Genomic DNA, 18,611 nt, shown 5'->3' on the forward strand with positions numbered 1-18,611 from the left:
GAACTCGCTTTCCACGGCATCCACACCTCCCGCAGAACAAAAGCGGAAAGTGTAACCCATGTGTCCGGTACGTACCGTCACCTATGTCTCAGGCTGCTCACAAGGATTTGGGGCGGCTTCTCGCGCTTCGCCTTTTCCTCCACCAACGAAACAACCAACCCTAGGTTCTTGCCCGGTGCCGAATGCGTTCCGCCGCTTCGAACGCGCGGCATTGGCGGGCCGCCCCTTTCAAAACAGTCTCTGCGCTGGTTTGCACTCGCCATTGAATTTCTTGAGACCATCGCGTTCAATGAACTGAGCAATCAACGCACCGGTTACGCGGTTGAGCGTGACGCCGCCTTTGTCCGGATCCGTTGAAGCGACCGTTACCCCCGACAAATCTCCGGACATCGTCCATTTCACGTCATTTATCATCAAAGTCTGTTTGCCAATATCAACAGCGACCGCAATGGAAGACCTCTCGCCTACTCGGTTGACCTGTTTGCCTTGATGGATCACTTCAACTGTTCCCCAGCATGACAACAGCTGTTCGTCAGCCTTTGCGTTGGCGGAAGCGATGAGTGCAAAAACGGATACCAAGACCAATAGCGCCGCGCGCTTGGTAGGTGAGGCGTCAATATCCAGGGACGCGACAGATGCGGCAGTCAGATCGTCCATGAGAACCTCCCGAAAAGCACCGACCTAGGTCAGTGAGCGCCTTGGTCATGGTCAGGCAGGCAATTGCTCGCGCACTCGACGACCATCTCGCGTTCAAGGGAGAACCGAGATGGCCCTACTCATTGCTCACCGCGGGGGCCCTTATCCTCAGTCTCCTCGATCAGCATGTCGAGTTGACTCGCTAGATCGCTCAAGCTCTCAAAGTCACCTTGGCGCAAGGCGGCATCCTTGGCCAACTTCAGCCATTCGCTGGCGAGTTGCAGCCAAGCTTCCTTATCGATCGGATCGTCTGCCTGCCTCGCAGATTTGCAGCATTCCTCGGCCTTCCAGCGGAACCGATTTGCGGTACTCTCGGACATGACGGGCACCCCCGCGTGTCCCCACCCGAGCGGTGCACGCTAGGCCGACACCGACGAGGGTTATTGAGCCAAATCAAGGAGCATCGGGATATCGCCTATCGGCCCGCTTCGCACGCTTTGGCCCCCTGTCGGCTGATTGACGTAAACCGGACTCGTTGCGCTCAAAGCGAGTTATTCCGAGTCTGCCCCCAAAGGCGACGTTGCCCTTGAGCGGCCAGTAGTAAGCCCAAAGGCCGCAAGTCGTGGCCGCGGCAGAAGAAGAAGACTTGGCAATTGCCCCTCAGGGCGGAGGCGACGCTTCGAGCACCAAGACCCAGTCGCCTTCACCAGATTTGTTGACTCCCGAAGGAGTGAACCGCCTGCTCCCCTCATTGGCGAAAGGAGATCCCGTCACGTCCGTGTACTCTCCACTCGTGGGATCGTACCAGCGAGCCGTCGCCGTGCCCGCGAGCCTGGACATGTCGACCGTGATGGTCCGAATTGATGGCATGTAAACGATCACCAGCGAGCCATTGGGTGTTCGGGCAGCCGTCGCGCAAGTGTTGCTTGTGATGTATCCAATGCCCCAATACTTTCGGAAACGACCGAGCGCCCTTGACATCAGCGAGTCTTGGTCATGGCCAGCGTACGCCATGAATTTTCCGACAGCACACGAAAAGTAGTCATAGCCAGCAGTCACGACTGCGTGGGTTTGATCGGGCACCAGATCATACCATCTTCGCGAGGCGAAAAGCTTTTCCATGTGGCTTAGCTGGATTACGCCCGACGTATCCAGCTTGGCTTCCCATCCCTTCCGAAGCTGCCAGGAGTGGGCGCTGCCATAAAGCTGTCCCGCGGCGCCGCTGAGCATCGACCAATACTCTTGTTGTCGCAAGTTTCGCGTAGAACTGTCACCAGTGAGTTGCCCCTCGAACTCGTAGTTGGCTTCCACCATGAAGACGGGCTTGAAGTTCGCGCGATTGTATTCAGTTAGAACCTGCGCATAGGTGGGAAAGTAGGTGTATGCCGCATCGAGCTCGATGAGGGGCGCCCATGAATCGTCGTCCAGAGAACCGCTGGTCGTATAGTTGAGCTCGACCGTATGGATGTGGTTTTTATCGATGCTTCTGATCCCGCGTGCGACGGCCTTCACTAAATCGTCGTCGGCAGCATTTTGCCATGACTGCAGGTCGTTACCATGCATCCAGACAAGGTTGGGAAAATCCTTGTAGCGACTTCCCAAATATTGCCCGTACGCGAATGCTTTGGACTTGCCGTTCTTTCGGAGGAAATCCAGCCAGCTGATCGTCTCGATGGGGTCCAGGAGTACGACCATGCCGTGATCCGCCGCAATGCGGAGCATATCGTCGACCCGCTGAAAGTACGCCGGATTTGGTGTTGCAAGGTCGCCCGGAACCAGAAAAGGTGCAATTCCATCAAACGTCTTTGCCTCTATGTTGCAACTCGCTTCAGTGAAAATGCAAAGCAGGTTGATCCAAAGCGTGTTGATGCCATAGCTCCGACGATTGACCATAAAAGCCGCCGCCTCGCTCTGCGACAAACTGGTGATCAATTGTTGTGGGGAGTCTCCGACCATCAGGAACGGAGTGTTTTTCTGGTCGACGAGATAGCGGTTGTTGCGGCTTGCTTTGAGTGGATAAACAGGACCGCCAGGAGATCCAGATCCGGAGATTGGAGGGTACATCGGAGCTTCTTGCGCAAGAAGGCAAGGCATCGGCCCGATAAATAGGGCTCCTCCCAACAGCGCTCTGGCTACAGAACGAAGCATTTGTCACTGATCCAATCATGCATCGCAGCATCAACGATCAAACTATGTTCTTCGGATGATCATATCACGCTGGAAGCGCGTGGGCGGCGACTGTCCGCTTATCGCTCGCGCATGCGGTCTGGACATCCATCATCGACACGCTCCTCAACTTTTGAAGAGTTCGGTAAGGAGCACGGTGACAATGCACTCAATAACCCCGCCGCTTTCGCAGGTTCGAAGGCGCACGAATTAAGTGCACCGTAATTCCCAGCGCCCCTCCCGAAGGCCCCTTAATCTTCGACCCGGAACAGCCGCCATCGCTCGGGCACGCCTTTGAGCTGGTGAACGCCGTGATCCCTGAAGCGGATTTGCGCGTGCGACGCGAGCAGGTCCTTGACCGCGCTCGAGACCAGGACTTCACCGGCGCGCGCTTTCGCGGCGATGCGCGTGCCGATGTGAAAGGCAAGACCGACCATTTCGCCCCCGCTCACCGTGTACTCGCCCGCATGCAGCCCTACCCTGATCTCGAGCCCGAGCGTGCGCACGGCCTTTTGGATCGCTGTCGCGCAATTGACCCCGGCAGCCGGCGCCTTGAACGTCGCCAGCACTCCGTCCCCCGTCGTCACGACCTCCTTTCCGCGCGACGTCTTCAGCTCTTTGCGCACGGCCGCGTAATAGTGGCCCATCACCTTTGTCCAACGCGCATCGCCGAGCTTTGCAGCCTTTTCGGTGGAGCGGACGATATCGACGATCAGGATCGTGGCGAGCGCCTGTTTGAGCTCGGTGCCGCGCTCGACGGATCTGCGCCGGAGCGCAATCGGCCCGGCCAGCGGTTCGTAACGATGGTTGCGGCGCCGCGCGATCGCGGCTTTTGCATAGTCCTGGGCACGCTGCGCCGTGCCGCAACGAACTGTTTTCTCTCTCGGCGCAAGCGTCCAGTAAACCTTCCGCCCGTCTCCGGCGCCATGGACTTCCACGGCGCCCCACTTCAGGAAAACCGCCGAGCCAACGCGCCGAACACACCACGCCTTCGACGTGTATCCGGAAACGTTCGACTGATGGACTCCGATGCGAAGGAATTTTGGCATGAACGTACGGCCATTCGCAGGAACGTTTGGGAAAGCCTGCTTCAAAACGTAATCGTACACCCCTGCGTTGGCAACCGCGCCGCCTGACCGACGATCTCCGACAAAGGCGACGAAAGGGCGTTGCGCGCCGCTGTGGCGATCATGCCTCAAGCGCGCTTGGCGCCGTCTGCCGGGCCGGGCGACGGAGGCATTGGCAATACGCCCCAGCCATTCACGCCGACGACGGCACGGCCTCCGCCAAATACTGCGCAAACAGGCGCTCGCCGTTTTGCGCGGCGCGACGCTCCTGTTCGGCGACCTCAGCGCGGGCTTCGTCGTGGCGACCGAGCTCGATCAGCGCCTGCGCGCGGAGCGCACCGAACCAGGTCTGCCAGGTCTCGAAGCCAGTGGCCTTCCAGGCGGCGATGCCCTCGTCGAGGCGCGCAAGGCCGCTCTCCACCGCGCCGTCCTGAATGTCGGCCCAGCCGAGCGCGACGTCGGCGAAGGCGACGAATTCCGGAAAGCCCATCTCGACGCAGAACGGGCGGCAGCGCGTCGCCCAGTCGCGGGCGGTCGCGACGTCGTCGCGCAGCATCGCGACGATGAAATTGGCGAGCATGGAAAAGCCGCGTGAATGCGGTTGGCCGAGCGCCTCTGCAAGCGGCACCGCGTCCCGCGCATGAGCCGCGCCGGCCTCGCCCGCGCCCGTCATCGCGCAGGCGATGCCGAGATAGAAGCGGCCGAATACGCCGAAATCCATCATGTAGTGCGGATAGAGCGGCGCGTGGCGCTCCGGCCGGTAAAGCCCGACCGTCTCGCTCAGGCGTTTGCGCGCTTCCATCGCGTCGCCGAGATGCAGGCGGATCATGCCGTTCATGTTGCCGGCCGCGAGCGTGTGCTCTTCGCTGGGGTCTCGGGCCTTCATCGCATCGAGCGCTTCGGCGAGCGGCAGCGCGGTTGCAAATTCGGCCTTGCCCCAGTGATACAGCGCAAGGCCATAGGTGATGCGAAACAAGGACGGCGTGTCGGGCAGCGCGCGGCAGGTGTCATAGGCGCGCCGCTGCACGGCGCCGAAATCGGGACTGCCGGGGCCCTTCATCACCATCTGGGCCGGGCCGAGCACGGCGAGCAGGCCGAGCTCCTCGCGCCTGCGCGCCTCGTCATCGGGCTGGTCGGCGAGCGCATCGAGACCGGCCTGCAACAACGCCGCCGCCTCCTGCGCGCTGCCGCGCCCGATCGCGGCGCCCCCCGCGCGCAGCCACCATCCGGCGGCCGCATGCGGCTTGCCGCCGAGGGTGAAATGACGGGCGACAATCTCCGGCTCGCGCTCGGCGATCTCAGTGAAGTCCGAGATCAGTCGCTGCGCGACACGTTCGTGCAGCTCGCGCCGCGGCCGCGCGAGCAGCGAGGCGTAGGCGGCATCCTGGATCAGCGCATGCTTGAAACTGAGGTTCTCGCCCGGCCCCTGGCCGACCAGGCCGGAGGCGAGGATTGCCTGCAGGGGCCCGTCGAGTTCGTCAAGGGACTGCTCCGTCACCGCGGCGAGCAACGCGGGCGCGAACTCGCGCCCGATCACGGCGCAGACCTGGATCACGCGCCGGGCCGGGCCGAGTCGATCAAGCCGCTCGGTCAACAGGTCGGAAAGGGTTTCGGGCAGATCGCCGCGGCGGATACGATCCGGCGACTCCAGCATCATGCGCGTCATCTCTTCGACGAACAGCGGCACGCCGTCGGTCTTCGCGACGATGCGCGACACGTCGGTGGGCGACAGCCCGATGTCGCGCCCGATCGCTTCGGCAAAACGGGAAGAATCGTCCGCCGTCAACCGGTCGACCGCGAGGGTGGTCACGCTCTCGCGCGCGGCCCATTCGAGCCGTGATCCGGGTCGCGTGGTCGCGATCATCATCAGGGGTGCGGCGGGGTTTGCCTCGACGAAGCCGGAGAGGAAATCGAGCGAGGTGGGATCGGCCCAGTGCAGATCCTCATAGACGACGACCAGCGGCTTCTCACGCGCTTGCGCGACCATGAGCTCCTGCAGGATCGCGAGCGTGCGCGCGCGCTGCTCGGGCGGGCTCATGCGGACGGGGGGCACGTCCTCGCCGGCGATGCCGAGCAGGCTCGCGAGCAGCGCCGGCGCTTCGGGATCGGCCACCGGCCGGCCGTCGAGAAACACGCGCAGCTTGTGGAGCCGCACGCCGTCTTCGTCATGGGCCGCGATGCCGCACTGACGCTGCAGCAGATCGATGTGGGGATGCAGCACGGTGTTGGCGAGCGCGGCATTGCATTGCAAATTGACGGTCTGGAACGCGGCGTCCGGCGCGGTCTCGTCCAGCACGTGCGCAAGGCGCGACTTGCCGATGCCGGCTTCGCCGACGAGATTGATGAACTGCGCCGATCCCCCGCAGGCCGCGTCGAACAGGCGCCGAAGCGCATCGCGCTCGACATGGCGATTGATGAGCGGAGCGCGGGCGATATCGAGCCGCCGCTCGAAGCGGCTGCGGCCGGCGCGAATCCCGGTGGGCACGAACGCCGCGATCGGCTCGGCGAACCCCTTCAGCGTTTGCGGCCCGAGCGCGCGAGCCTCGAACACACCCTCGACCAGGCGCGCGGTCGACTGCGCCATGATGACCTCGCCCGGCGCAGCCAGCGACTGCAACCGTCCGGCAATGTTGAGCGCCGCGCCGGTGAAATTGTCCTCGATGCGTGCGGTGGCCGCATTGCCCTGCCCGACGATCACACCGGTGGCGATGCCGACGCGGACCTGAAGCGGCGTGCCGGCGACCGCAGGCGCAAGCCGCGCGACCTTGTCGACGATGGCAAGACCGGCGCGAACCGCACGCTCGGCGGCGTCCTCATTGGCGATCGGGTAGCCGAAGCAGACCACCACGCCGTCGCCGAGATGATGCAGGATGAAACCGCCGAAGCCGTCGACGGTCTCGCGGATGGCCATGCGATAGGCGGCGAGGCCGTCGAGCAGCTCTTCGGGATCGCGCCCGTCGATCATCTGGGTCGAGCCGACGAGATCGGCGAACAGCACGGTCATGCTGCGGCGTTCGCCAAGCGCAAGCCGGACCGTCACCGGCTTCGCCTCGGCAATCCGCGCGCCGCAGGCGCCGCAGAACTTGACGCCCTCGCCGAGCGGCGTGCCGCACTGGGTGCAGAAGGCGGTCAATGGACCGGTGTCCGCTTCGGCAGCAGGGTAAAACCCTGGCTGCTCGCCTGCGCGGTGCCGATGGCGAACATCAGGAGCATGTCATAGTCGAGCCCCCGTGGCATCTGCGTGAGGGCGCGGTGAACCGCCTGCGGATCGACCGGCTTTGCGGGATTGGGCGCGAAACGCACGAACGGCAGCGCCGTCATGCTCGCAGTAGAGACGGCCGCGGGAAGCAGCAGCGCGGGCAACAGATTCTGCGGCTGGTTGCCCGGACGGTTCTGATACCACTGCGCCCATTGCGGGCCGCCCGGTGTGTAGAGGCAGAACGGCTTTCCGTCCGGCGGCAGCGACGCAATGATCGGCGAGGGATACATCCGCGCCGGGACCAGGCTTTGGGCGGTGCCATGGCAGCTCAGGCAGGCGGACGCATGGAAGCCGCCGGAGACATCGGTATGCTTGACGTCCGGCGAGTCGCAATCGGCGTCGGTCTTGAGCTGGCCGCGCTGCACGCCCTCCACCAGGATCACGCCGTGGCGCTGGGCGATGTCGATCGGGCCCGACATGCGCCCGCCCCATCCGAGGGTGGCCTCGGTGTAGGCAGGCGCCTTCGGATTGCGCCAGAACTGCGTGAGCGCCGTGCCGGGCGGATGACCTTCCGGATAATGATCGAATTGCGGATCATTGCCCCAGGTGGCGCCGAGCGGCACCAGCTGGTCCCAGGCGCCCGTGCCCTTGGGCACATCCTTGTCGTAAACGAAGGTCGCAAACACCCAGCCCGTCTCCGGCGCCGCGTCGGTGTCCTTGACGATGATGTCGAACTGCATCACGCGCAGGTCCGTCACTTGCAACGTGTAGGGCGCGTTCGAGCCGTGCAGGCGATGGTCGAGGATCTCCTTGAGCGGCGGCCGATACACGCGCCAGATCGCGGCGCCATCGACCACCGGCCAGTCGGCCGGCGTCGCCGCCACGCCGCCCGCCTTCACTACGAGCCCGCCCTCGGGGAAGCTCGCGGCAGTGATATCGGGGACGCCCACGTCCTTCCAGATCTTACTCAGCATCGTCGCCGCCATGCGGTCGTAGTAGACGATGGTGTGGTTTTCGGTGTCGCTCTTGAGCCCGCTGTTGGTCTCGCTCGCGCCAAGGATGATCTGCCCGGTGAATGCACCAAGGATCGGATCGCGTCCGCTGTCATAGTCGCCGGGCGCGTCCGCCGGCCCCATCCAGGGCATGTCGTACCAGCCGCTCGAAGCCGGATCCCATTGCGCGGGCGCCTCGATCATCTTGCGCAGCGACGGCGCGACATAGTCCTTCAGCCGCGCCATGTAGTCGGCGGCGTTGGCAACGGTGATGGGGCCCTTCGGCTTGACGTCGCGCCACGACCGCTCGGGCGGCTGCGCGGGATAGTCGTGGCTCAGCTTGCGGAACTTGTAGGGTCCCTCGAACGGCGGCGGGTTGGAGTCCGCCGGCGGGTAGACGCCGAAATTGGACGCGAACGGATCAGGCGCGTCGGCCGCGAATGCCGCCGCGGGCATGAGCGCAGGTATCAGTGCAAGTTTCAGCGTCAGCGTCGTGGCGGCCTTGGCGACGACCGCCCAGCTCGACCGGGATTCAGACCGCGGCATGTGCACCCCCTCGTGCCCATGGGACTGCTGCTCAAGCGCGCATGCCTGCAGGACACGGCTTCCGGCGTTCAATCTGAACCCGAGACCCCGTTTGCGCAAGCGCGCCGGCGAACGCCCCCATTAAATTTGCAGAGCTTTGGAATTTGCAGAAATTTGAAGCCTTGCCGAAACGACCCTGCCGGGACGATTGACACGTTCAGAAACAAATACGCCGCCCCCAGCGGACGAGGCCTAGCATGGGATTACCCGAAGACTTGTGACATCCTTCACAATTCGGCGAGGGTTTGGCGGCTGACGTCGGAGACGCCTGGCATCGACCTCCGGCGCGGCGCCATGATCCTCGACGACCGCGTGACCCCAAAGTTGATGGTCGGTGGGCTGCTCGCGATCTCCGGCGTCGCCATCACACCAGTGAGATCGAGCGCTCGACCAATTTGAAAACCCGGAAGTCGCGCCGTGCCCAGCGTCGGCGTGGTGACGCGAGAAAATGCCGACGCTGCGAAATGTCAGGCCAGGCGCTTCAACATCCGTATCAAACCGGAACTTGAAGCCGGAACTTGAAAGCCGGAACTTGGCGCCAAGCGGGAACCCGCCATCGACTGCGATCAACGCTTTCGTGAAATATGAAGCAGCTCACAGTCCTAAATCGACGTCCGGGTTACCCGGGCGAAGAATTCCGGCCGTCGATTTGGGGGCGATGAGATCGGAAGTGCGCCTGATGACTGACGGGAAAAGACATGAACCAGGAGATCGGAGCGACAGGCTATGTCCTGATCGTCAACAATGATCCATTGATGCGGCAGGCGGTGAGCAGCTACTTTTCCGACCACAATTTCCGCACCAGCTGCTCGTCCGACTGGAGCGAGCTGAACTGCACCCGAACGCTTCCCAGCTTGATCATCATGGACCAGCCAAACGGCCTGCATGACGGGCTGGATCGACTGCGATCCATCCGGTCGAAATCAGATGTTCCAGTCATCGTCACCGGCAACCGCGCCGACGAGGTTGATTCTGTCGTCAGCCTCGAACTTGGCGCCGACGACTACATCGTAAGGCCCAGTCCCGGAGAATTGCTCGCACGTGCCCGCGCGATACTGCGACGCCGGGAAATGTCGCGTTCAGCGCAAAGTCGTGTACGGGAAGGCGGCGGCTACAGGTTCAATGGCTGGCGGCTTGAGCGCTATGGCCGACGTCTCGTAGACCCCCTCGAAACACCGGTCTCGCTAACCAAAGGCGAGTATGCCCTGTTGCTGGCGTTCCTCGAAGCACCTGAACGCCCCCTTTCGCGTGAGCATCTCCTGAATGCGACGCGGGTTCGTGAAGATATCTTCGATCGGAGTGTCGATGTTCAGGTCCTGCGGCTACGGCGCAAGTTGGAGATTGATCCGAATGCACCGCCCATGATCCGGACCGAACGTGGCGTCGGCTATGTTTTTGCCCTGCCGGTCGAGCGCTTTTGACCAATTCTTCCCGCCGGCCATGTGAGGCCCCGCCTCGATGGCGACGCCGGCAGAAAGACGCGTGCTGCGTTGGGAGCAATGGCGTTGCTCAAATCTCCTTTCGCAAACGGACCCGATGTGATTTTGCCGGGCGCACGTTGTTGCGCCTTGTAGCCGAGCCTGTGAGTCATCTTGCAGACGGTGCGTTCGTTGCCATGAACCACCTCGCTACGGCTGTAACGCAATGCGCAGTCCCTGAAATTCTTCCGTAGCGCGTCTCGCTCATCCTGCGGGCGGCTCGCTCAGCTTCGCCTCGGCCGAAGCTTGTGGCGACCGACATCGTAACCATCGGGAGCCCTACGCATGTCAAATCCGATACTCAAGCAAGCTGTCGTCATCGGTGCGGGGATGGGAGGTCTTGCTGCGGCAAAGGCTGTCGCGCCGTACTTCGAAAAGGTCACGGTGTTCGATCGTGACGCGCTGCCGGACGTGCCAGCGCCTCGCTTCGGCACGCCGCAGGCATGGCACACGCATGGGCTGCTCGCGGGCGGACACCGGGCACTCGAATTTCTGTTTCCTGGCATCGAGCACGATCTCATCGAGGCTGGCGCCATTCGGATACGCGTTCGGCGCGACATGCGCCTTGAAGCGCCGGGCTTCGATCCTTTCCCGCAGCGCGACCTCGGCTTCGATCAATTCGGCATGTCGCGTGCCGCGCTCGAGCACGTCTGTCGTCGGCGGGTCGAACGTATCGGGCATATCGAGTTCAGGCCGCGCACGCGTGTAACAGAAGTCATTGCCTCGCACGACAATCGTGCGGTGACGGGAGTGCGCTTTGACGACATGCGCGGGAGGGAGGGAGGCCTCGCTGCGGATCTGGTCGTCGACGCCTCGGGGCGGGCTTCGCCAACGCTTCGCTTGCTCGAAGCGATCGGCTCGGCGAAACCGGCAGCGATCGAGATCGGCATCGATCAGGCCTACGCGACGGCCATCTTCGAAAAGCCCGACGACGCTCCGACGGATTGGCTCGGCATGGTGCACGTGCCGATGCCGCCGGCCAGCAGCCGCCTCGCGATCATCATGCCCATAGAGGGGCAACGATGGAGCGTCTCGCTTTGCGTAAATCACGGCGAGGCGGCGCCCGGCGACATTGACGGGTTCATGGCTTTCGCCAAGTCGCTCCGCCGTCCCACCGTCTACGATGCGATCCGCGGCGCGAAGCAGATCGGCAACATCGAGCGGTTCGGAATGCCGTGCAGCGTGCGGCGCGCTTTCGACAAGCTCGACCGTTTCCCTCGCGGGTTGATCCCGCTCGGGGATTCGATCTGCCGCTTCCCTCCGGTCCAGGGCCAGGGGATGTCCGTCGCCGCGCAGGAGGGCTGCGTTCTGGCGACCCTGCTCGAGTCGCGCTGCCGACTCACCGATCCGCTCGATGGCCTCGCGGAAGCCTACGTCCGCGACATCCAGCCGCTTCTCGAAACCCCATGGACCGTCGCGATGGACGATCTCGTTTATCCGCAGACGCGCGGTGTGCGGCCGCCGGACCTCGAAGCGAGGATGCAATACGCGCGCGCGCTCATGCGGCTCGCAGCCGAGGATTACGAGACGGACAGGATCGTCTGCGAAGTACGGGGGCTCCGCAGGCCGCAAAGCGCGCTGCGCGCACCCGAGCTGGCAAGCCGCGTCAAGTCCATGATGGCGGTTGCGTAGGCCTTTTTCGAAATCGCAAGTGGAGGAATTAATGAACGTCATGAACAAATCGACCGCTTCCGACCCAGCCGCGGAACTGGGTGCGAAGATGCAGGGACGAATCGTGGCACGGGGCGACGGCGACTATGCCCGCACGCGGCGGGTATGGAACGGCGCCGTCGAGAACCAGCCAGCGTTATTTGCAGTGTGTGAGACGTCCGCGGACGTGCAAGCGGCGGTGCGGAGTGCGCGTCGGCACGGAGTTCCTCTGTCGGTACGCGGCGGAGGTCATGACTGGGCGGGCCGCGCCTTATGCCCGAACGGACTCGTCGTCGACCTCGGCAAGATGAGGCAAGTCATCGTGGATCCGCACGCTCGAACAGCGACCGTCTCCGGCGGCGCAAGGATCAAAGACGTGGCTGCCGCCGCGGGTTTCTACGGTCTGGTTGCGGCATTGGGCAACTGCGGTGAGGTCGGCGTCACCGGCCTCACCCTGGGCGGCGGCTACGGCCCTCTGAACGGTCGGTACGGCCTGGCGGCGGATAATTTGCTGGGTGCCGAGGTGGTGCTCGCGGACGGGCGGCGCATAACGACCGGACCGGATGCGGAGCCCGAGCTGTACTGGGCGCTACGCGGCGGCGGCGGCAACTTCGGCGTTGTCACCTCCATGCGGATCCGGTTGCATGAAGCGCGCCGCATGCTCGCGGGATCGATCGTTTATCCCTGGACCGAAGCCGAGTCAGTGCTGCGCCGCTACGCGGCGTTCGCGGAAACCATGCCTGACGAACTCGGTGTGTCAGCGATCATGACATCCGGTCCGGATGGCCAGCCCGCGCTCATGCTGTCGCCGCTGTGGAACGGCGACCAACATCGAGGGGAACGCATCATCGGTGACCTCCAGGCCCTTGGAGCGCCGCAATTCGCACAGCTTGGGCCGATGACCTATACTGACATGCTCGCCCCGTTTGATGCCTGGGTGGCCGAAGCGGCTGGCTGCCACTGGGAGATCCGGACGCGCTCGCTGCCCACGCTCATGCCCGGCGCTATCGATACGATCATTAGCGCAGTCGCCCGCAAGACGTCGCCCCGCACTGCCATCGCTTTTCACCACTTCCACGGCGCGGCCACGCGCATTCCGGCGGATGCGATCGCCTTCGGCTTGCGCCAGGAACATTTCATGGTGGAGATCATCGCCGGTTGGGAGCCCGATGGAAGCAACGGCGCGGAGCACAGGCAATGGGCGCAGAACCTTTGCAGGAGCCTCGCCCCGTTCGCCTTGCCGGGTGGCTACGCCAACCTGTTGGGGCCGGATGACCGCGAACAGGCGGCGACGGCTTATGGCGACAATGGCGCCCGGCTCTGCGCCCTCAAGCGTCGCTTCGATCCCGATCGGGTCTTCGCGTCTGCGATCCCGCTGCCGGAGAGATAGATCCGTTCGATCGGGAACCCATGTTGCAGCCGTAACCACCGGCGGCTTGCCGTGGCCCCTTACTCCTTAGAGTGCCCTACTCAGCGCCATTGAACCGTTACGCGTCCCACGGCTTCCTCAATATTGGTGGACTTTCTTGGGATGCGATGCGCGCTGCTTGAAGAGATGGTGCCTGTTCATATCGCAGTACGTGTTCCACCGGCCGGAAGCTGAAGCCAGGCACTGCTCTCTTGTCTGGTAAGAACAGTCACCTGAGGCGCCAAGCCCTCCGCCAAAGACGCACCAGGGATAATCGTGTGCCGCATGAGCGGTGGTGACGGCTGCCAATAACGTCAGTGCGACCAGGATCGTGCGCATCGTTGCTCCAATGGAAAGCAGGGCGAATATGATGGCGGTGAGCGGGCACCGAAACGACAAAGCGACTGTTGAGCTAGATCAAACGTTTCCGGGCACGTAGCCGTTCCCGCAACGCGCCGTTCTGTTGCGCCCTACCGAACATCGCCTCCCAAGCAGCAACGTACGACCTCGTTTCGGAAATGCCCGCCCTGCCGACTTCAGAAGGCCTATTTTACAGGTATCCTGATTTCGCCCAGGCCCTCGATTCCTCCCGTCACCACCTGGCCGCGCTGCACGGGGCCGACGCCTTCCGGCGTGCCCGTCATGATGATATCGCCGGGCTTGAGCGCCATCGACTGCGAGCAGATCGAGATGATGTCCGGCACGGGCCAGATCAGCTTTGAGATGTCGGAATCCTGCTTGAGCGCGCCGTCGACGGCGAGCCAGATGCGCCCGGCGTAGGGATGGCCGACCTCCGAGACCGGTCGCAACGGGGCGATCGGCGCCGACAGATCAAAACCCTTGCCCCAGTCCCACGGACGGCCCTGCTCACGGGCCTGAAGCTGCAGATCGCGGCGCGTCAGATCGATGCCGACGCCGTAGCCCCAGACATGATCGAGCGCGCGCGCGACGGGAATGTCCGCGCCGCCCTGCCCGATCGCGACGATCAGCTCGATCTCGTAGTGGAAGTTGCTGGTCAGAGGCGGATAGGGAACCGTCGTACCATCGTCCACGACCGTGTCGGCAGGCTTCATGAAGAAGAACGGCGGCTCGCGATCGGGATCGCGCCCCATCTCGCGCGCGTGCGCCGCGTAGTTGCGGCCGACGCAGATGATCCGGCGCAGCGGAAAGCGCGCTGTGGCATTGTGGACCGCGACCGAGGCATGAAGCGGCGGCGGCAGGACGAAATCGGAGTGGGTGCTGGTGTTAGGCATTGCCGCGGTCCTCTCGGAAAAGATGCAGGGCTTCCTGAATGGGTCGATCGGAATAGGAGAAAATCACGGCGTCGCCGTCGATCGCCTCGTGACGCACGCGATGCCAGGACGGGACGACGAAGATGTCGCGCTTGCCCCATTCGACCACGATGTCCTCGCCGGATCGCGACGAGATGATGCTGCGTCCCTTGCCCTCGATCGGCACGAACACGGTCGCGTCCGTCGAGCGGTAGACCGCGGTCGCAAAACCCTTCGGCAGGAGCTGGATGAAGGTCGCCATGGTGGCCATGGCGTGATTGCCTGTGATCGGGTTGGTGTAGCGCATCTTGAGACCGTGGCATGCGTCCCAGGCGGCGGCGCGTCGCAAGCGCTCGAGCGACTCGCGCGTTCGCGCATAGGGATAGTTGAACACCGGCGAGGTGCCGCCGCCTCCCCTGTGATCAACGGGAAGCAGGTTATGGCCATAGCGGGCGTCGCTGTCGCCGACCGGGCGGGTGATCGGCTGCTCGTCAACGTCGAGATGTTCGGCGAAGGATGCATCCAGCATCTGAATGACGGGAATATCGAGACCGTCGAGCCAGAACACCGGATCGGAACTGGGGTTGCCATGATCGTGCCAGGCCCAGGGCGGCGTGATGATGAAATCGCCTTCGTGCATGATGGTACGTTCGCCGTTCACCGCCGTGTAGGCGCCCTCGCCTTCGAGGATGAACCGCAGCGCGGATTGCGTATGGCGGTGGGCCGGCGCAACCTCACCCGGCATGACGAGTTGCACGCCGGCATAGAGATCCGTCGTGATTTTCGACTGGCCACGAAGACCGGGATTTTCGAGGACCAGGACCCTCCGCTCCGCCTCCTTGGCGGTGATGAGGCTCCCGGCCTCGAGCATGTATGCGCGGATCTCGTCAAAGCGCCAGGATGCCGGGCGACACGCGCTTCGCGGTTCGGGTGTTACGAGATCGGCCAGTGAGAGCCACAGGGCCGTCAGGTTGCTCTTGTCGATCTTGTCATAGAAGGCGCGCCGCTCTGCCGTGTCGGCCGTTGGCGCCATGATGGCTTGTTGCGACATTTGCCTGTCTCGCTGTTAGTGATGAAGCGTCGCGGCCGACGGCGTGAGCTTGAGCGCCGGCTCGCGTCGGCGAAGCGCGATCACGGCAAGGCCCGCCAACAGGGCCGGTGCTGCCGCCGCCAGAACGACGGACTGCGCATTCCACCCGAAGCCGAGCAGAACACCACCTGCGACCGGACCGATGATCGAGCCGATGCGGCCCACGCCCAACGCCCAACCCACGCCAGTGGCCCGGATCTCAGTCGGATAGAGGCTGGCCGCGAGCGCGTTCATGCCGATCTGCGCGCCGACCACGCCAAAACCGGCGAGGAAGGTCGAGATCATCAGCGTCCACACGCTGGCGGATCCGAAGGCGATACCCGCAATGAAGAGCGCCGAGGCGGAATAGGCGCCGCCGAGCACCAGATACGGATCGAGCCGGTCGACGAAGCGCCCGAGAACGATCGCGCCGACGACGCCTCCGGCGTTCAACACGGCCGTCGAGAGGATCGCGATGTTGAGGGGCAGGCCGCTCGCCTTGAGCAGCGAGGGCATCCAGTTCACGAGGAAGTACATGACGAGCAGGTTCATGAAGAACGCGATCCAGAGCAGCACCGTCATGGATGCGCGGCCTTCTCCGAAAAGCTTCGTCACCGGAAAGCCGGATGTTTGCGAGCCATGCATGACATAGCGGCTCGACGACGAAGGCAAGATGGTCGGATCGAGCCTGACGAGCAAGCCTGCGATCCGGTCGTCGGCAACGTTGCGCGTCATCAGATAGCGGATCGACTCGGGCAGCCAGATGATCAACACGATCAGGGTGACAAGGGGAAGCACGCCGCCCACGACGAAGACCGCTTGCCAGCCGAGCGCACCGATCAGAGGCGCACTGATCACGCCGCCGATCGTCGAGCCCAGCGGAAAGCCGCAGAACATGATGGCGATGAGCAGCGCGCGCATCCGCTTCGGCGCGTATTCGCTGGTCAACGCAATGATGTTGGGCATCGCGCCGCCGAGTCCAAGGCCCGTCAGGAAGCGGTAGACAAGGAGCTCGTTCAGCGTGCTCGCGCGCGCCGTGACGAGCGCGAAGATGCCGAACAGCAGCACAGAGAGCAGGATCACGGATTTCCGACCGAAGCGATCGGCAGCCGGGCTCAGGACGAAAGCACCGACCGTGAGGCCAGCGAGGCCCGCGCCGAAGATCGGACCGAAGCCGGCCATCGCGATCCCCCATTGCTCGGCGATCACCGGCGCGACATAGGCGATCGCCTGCGTGTCGAAACCGTCGAGCAGCGCGATCCACGCGCAAAGAACGAGGACCAGAAGCTGGAGGCGTCCGAACCGCGCCTCTTCGATGACCTCGGTAACGTCTACAATATTCGCAGCGGACATCACGAACTCCAGTGCGCCTGTGTTTCTAAGCTGGTGACAATTCAATAAGCTTTTAAAGAGGACGGAGCTGGCTGCTCGTTCAGGCTACCAACGGAGCGCTGCGCAGCTTCTGTCGATCGATCTTGCCCGTTCCCGTCTTCGGCAAATCGGACCAGTATTCGATCAGGCGTGGATATTTGTAGGGAAGCAGTTTCGACTTGACGTGATCCTGCAGCTCACGCGTCAACGACTCGCTCGCCACATGACCGTCCCGAAGAATCACGAATGCTTTCGTGGTCATGCGGCGATCGGGCAGCTCGAGGCCAAGGACCGCGCATTCGCGGACCGCAGGATGTTCCGACAGGCAGAGCTCGATCTCGACCGGGTAGATCCACTGGCCACTCACCTTGATGAGATCGTCGACGCGACCGACGAAGGTGAAGTAGCCGTCCGCGTCCTCGACGAGCCTGTCGCCGGTCCAGATCCACCCCTCCTCGCGCATGGTCTGTTCGGTCTTGTCGGGCCTGTTCCAGTAGCACGGCGCGTTGGAGTGGCCGCGGACCCACATCACGCCTTCTTCGCCTTGCGCGACTGGCTCCCCTTCGGGCGTGGTCAGCCGGATCTCGTATCCCGGAACGCGCTTGCCGGCTGTCCCGGTCTTCCTCTGTTCGCGCGTGTTCGACAGATAGATGTGCAGAACCTCGGTCGATCCGAGTCCTTCGACGATCTCGAGCCCGAAGCGTCGCCGCCAGTCGCTGAAGATATCCTGCGACAGCACTTCAGCGGCCGACAGGCAGAGGCGCACGCTCGACAGGTCGGCAGACCCGATGCGAGGATGATTCAGCAACGCGTTGTAGAGCGTCGGCAGGCCGAAGAAGAGGGTCGGCTTGAACCGCTCGATCAGGTCCAGAACGGCAGCTGGCTCGGGCCGCCCGGCGAGCAGGACAGTGCTGGCGCCGACCGAGAACGGGAACGTGATCGAATTGCCGAAGCCGTAGGCGAAGAAGATCTTCGGCACGGAGAAGCAGATGTCGTTCTCCTCGATTCCCAGAATGTGGCGGCCGAAACTATCCGCCGTGTAGGCCATGTCGTGCTGGAGGTGCACGATGCCCTTCGGCCGGCCGGTGCTGCCCGAGCTGTACATCCAGAACGCCATGTCGTCGCGGCGCGTGGGTGCAGCTTCCAGCTTCGCAGGAAACTGGGCGAACCATTGGTCGCCATTCAGGACCTTGATCGAGGACGGTTCGCATGCGGCATCGCCGTTCACGATGACCAGCGCGCGCAGCGACGTCCCCGCGATCGTCTCCGGGTCGAACAAGGCCGCATATTCGGCGTCGACGACGGCAGCCGGCGCGGCCGAGTCCTGGAGATAGAAGCCGATGAGGTCCTTCGGCGACAGCGTGTTGATCAGCATCGGAACGAAGCCCGCACGGATCGCGCCAAAGAACACCGCAGGATAGGCCGCCGTGTCGTTCAGCAGGAGGAGCACGCGGTCACCGGCGACAAGTCCGAGCGACCTGAGTGCATTGCCGCATTTGGCGGCCTCGATACACAGTTCGCCATAGCTGGTGTTGCCAGTCGCGGCAAAGATCGCGACCTTGTCGGCACGACCCGCTTTGAGATTGTCGAAGAGGATCTCGCTGGCGTTGTAACGCTCGGCGATTTCGAAGCCGATCTCCTGCGCGCCGGGCGAATTGTCGGGCACATGGTCCACGATCGCGTAGCTGATTCCGTCCGTCATGGGAGCGCTCCTCATCA

General features: G+C 63.5%; 14 protein-coding genes. 3 read left to right on the forward strand and 11 right to left on the reverse strand.

Translation table 11 applies throughout. From position 1 onward, the window contains the following. Positions 1-228 precede the first annotated feature (228 nt). The 6 genes from SO140_RS30405 to SO140_RS30430 all read right to left on the reverse strand — a co-directional run bounded on the left by SO140_RS30405 (position 229) and on the right by SO140_RS30430 (position 8,606). Positions 229-657, reverse strand: coding sequence for a hypothetical protein (locus SO140_RS30405; RefSeq protein ID WP_449384141.1), 429 nt, complete (start codon positions 655-657; stop codon positions 229-231). A 119-nt stretch (positions 658-776) separates the two neighbouring features. Beyond that, positions 777-1,016 (reverse strand): hypothetical protein, encoded by a 240-nt coding sequence (locus tag SO140_RS30410; RefSeq protein ID WP_449384142.1) that lies wholly within the window; start codon positions 1,014-1,016, stop codon positions 777-779. 280 nt (positions 1,017-1,296) lie between these two features. Then, positions 1,297-2,784: an apiosidase-like domain-containing protein gene (locus tag SO140_RS30415; RefSeq protein ID WP_474800761.1), complete on the reverse strand. Its 1,488-nt coding sequence runs from the start codon at positions 2,782-2,784 to the stop codon at positions 1,297-1,299. A 269-nt stretch (positions 2,785-3,053) separates the two neighbouring features. Beyond that, positions 3,054-3,851 carry an adenylate/guanylate cyclase domain-containing protein gene (locus tag SO140_RS30420; RefSeq protein ID WP_474800759.1) on the reverse strand — a complete coding sequence of 266 codons (798 nt, stop codon included), beginning with the start codon at positions 3,849-3,851 and terminating at the stop codon, positions 3,054-3,056. Positions 3,852-4,062: 211 nt separating this feature from the next. After that, complete coding sequence (locus tag SO140_RS30425) at positions 4,063-7,002, reverse strand: AAA family ATPase (RefSeq protein ID WP_474800757.1); 2,940 nt, start codon at positions 7,000-7,002, stop codon at positions 4,063-4,065. Beyond that, positions 6,999-8,606, reverse strand: coding sequence for a hypothetical protein (locus tag SO140_RS30430; protein ID WP_474800755.1), 1,608 nt, complete (start codon positions 8,604-8,606; stop codon positions 6,999-7,001). The genes SO140_RS30425 and SO140_RS30430 overlap by 4 nt, the downstream gene beginning before the upstream one ends. A gap of 737 nt (positions 8,607-9,343) precedes the next feature. On the opposite strand from SO140_RS30430, the gene SO140_RS30435 reads away from it, so the two are divergent. The 3 genes from SO140_RS30435 to SO140_RS30445 all read left to right on the forward strand — a co-directional run bounded on the left by SO140_RS30435 (position 9,344) and on the right by SO140_RS30445 (position 13,163). Next, positions 9,344-10,066 carry a winged helix-turn-helix domain-containing protein gene (locus SO140_RS30435; RefSeq protein WP_449384147.1) on the forward strand — a complete coding sequence of 241 codons (723 nt, stop codon included), beginning with the start codon at positions 9,344-9,346 and terminating at the stop codon, positions 10,064-10,066. A 342-nt stretch (positions 10,067-10,408) separates the two neighbouring features. Continuing rightward, positions 10,409-11,755 (forward strand): FAD-dependent monooxygenase family protein, encoded by a 1,347-nt coding sequence (locus SO140_RS30440; RefSeq protein WP_474800753.1) that lies wholly within the window; start codon positions 10,409-10,411, stop codon positions 11,753-11,755. A gap of 31 nt (positions 11,756-11,786) precedes the next feature. After that, a complete protein-coding gene (locus SO140_RS30445; RefSeq protein WP_498543526.1) occupies positions 11,787-13,163 on the forward strand; it encodes an FAD-binding oxidoreductase in 1,377 nt (458 codons plus the stop codon). Positions 13,164-13,280: 117 nt separating this feature from the next. Here SO140_RS30445 and SO140_RS30450 read toward each other — a convergent pair whose 3' ends face one another. The 5 genes from SO140_RS30450 to SO140_RS30470 all read right to left on the reverse strand — a co-directional run bounded on the left by SO140_RS30450 (position 13,281) and on the right by SO140_RS30470 (position 18,594). Continuing rightward, complete coding sequence (locus SO140_RS30450; protein WP_449384150.1) at positions 13,281-13,520, reverse strand: DUF3551 domain-containing protein; 240 nt, start codon at positions 13,518-13,520, stop codon at positions 13,281-13,283. A 206-nt stretch (positions 13,521-13,726) separates the two neighbouring features. Then, the gene (locus SO140_RS30455; RefSeq protein WP_449384151.1) at positions 13,727-14,434 is read right to left on the reverse strand and encodes a fumarylacetoacetate hydrolase family protein; all 708 of its coding nucleotides are present in this window, start codon (positions 14,432-14,434) and stop codon (positions 13,727-13,729) included. Next, on the reverse strand, positions 14,427-15,485 hold the full coding sequence (gene gtdA, locus SO140_RS30460; protein WP_449384153.1) for a gentisate 1,2-dioxygenase: 1,059 nt from the start codon (positions 15,483-15,485) through the stop codon (positions 14,427-14,429). Before gtdA ends, SO140_RS30455 begins: the two co-directional genes overlap by 8 nt. 33 nt (positions 15,486-15,518) lie before the next feature. Further along, positions 15,519-16,874, reverse strand: coding sequence for an MFS transporter (locus SO140_RS30465; protein WP_474800748.1), 1,356 nt, complete (start codon positions 16,872-16,874; stop codon positions 15,519-15,521). 79 nt (positions 16,875-16,953) lie between these two features. Next, positions 16,954-18,594 carry a benzoate-CoA ligase family protein gene (locus tag SO140_RS30470; protein ID WP_449383137.1) on the reverse strand — a complete coding sequence of 547 codons (1,641 nt, stop codon included), beginning with the start codon at positions 18,592-18,594 and terminating at the stop codon, positions 16,954-16,956. Between the last annotated feature and the right edge of the window lie 17 nt (positions 18,595-18,611).

This window comes from Bradyrhizobium sp. UFLA05-108, assembly GCF_059803455.1.

Coding starts and splice junctions, on each gene's coding strand:
- SO140_RS30420 (WP_474800759.1), bottom strand. CDS start 3,851: ATGCCAAAATTCCTTCGCATCGGAGTCCATCAGTCGAACGTTTCCGGA.
- SO140_RS30440 (WP_474800753.1), top strand. CDS start 10,409: ATGTCAAATCCGATACTCAAGCAAGCTGTCGTCATCGGTGCGGGGATG.
- SO140_RS30410 (WP_449384142.1), bottom strand. CDS start 1,016: ATGTCCGAGAGTACCGCAAATCGGTTCCGCTGGAAGGCCGAGGAATGC.
- SO140_RS30445 (WP_498543526.1), top strand. CDS start 11,787: ATGAACGTCATGAACAAATCGACCGCTTCCGACCCAGCCGCGGAACTG.
- SO140_RS30415 (WP_474800761.1), bottom strand. CDS start 2,784: ATGCTTCGTTCTGTAGCCAGAGCGCTGTTGGGAGGAGCCCTATTTATC.
- SO140_RS30405 (WP_449384141.1), bottom strand. CDS start 657: ATGGACGATCTGACTGCCGCATCTGTCGCGTCCCTGGATATTGACGCC.
- SO140_RS30450 (WP_449384150.1), bottom strand. CDS start 13,520: ATGCGCACGATCCTGGTCGCACTGACGTTATTGGCAGCCGTCACCACC.
- gtdA (WP_449384153.1), bottom strand. CDS start 15,485: ATGGCGCCAACGGCCGACACGGCAGAGCGGCGCGCCTTCTATGACAAG.
- SO140_RS30430 (WP_474800755.1), bottom strand. CDS start 8,606: ATGCCGCGGTCTGAATCCCGGTCGAGCTGGGCGGTCGTCGCCAAGGCC.
- SO140_RS30470 (WP_449383137.1), bottom strand. CDS start 18,594: ATGACGGACGGAATCAGCTACGCGATCGTGGACCATGTGCCCGACAAT.
- SO140_RS30465 (WP_474800748.1), bottom strand. CDS start 16,874: ATGTCCGCTGCGAATATTGTAGACGTTACCGAGGTCATCGAAGAGGCG.
- SO140_RS30435 (WP_449384147.1), top strand. CDS start 9,344: ATGAACCAGGAGATCGGAGCGACAGGCTATGTCCTGATCGTCAACAAT.
- SO140_RS30455 (WP_449384151.1), bottom strand. CDS start 14,434: ATGCCTAACACCAGCACCCACTCCGATTTCGTCCTGCCGCCGCCGCTT.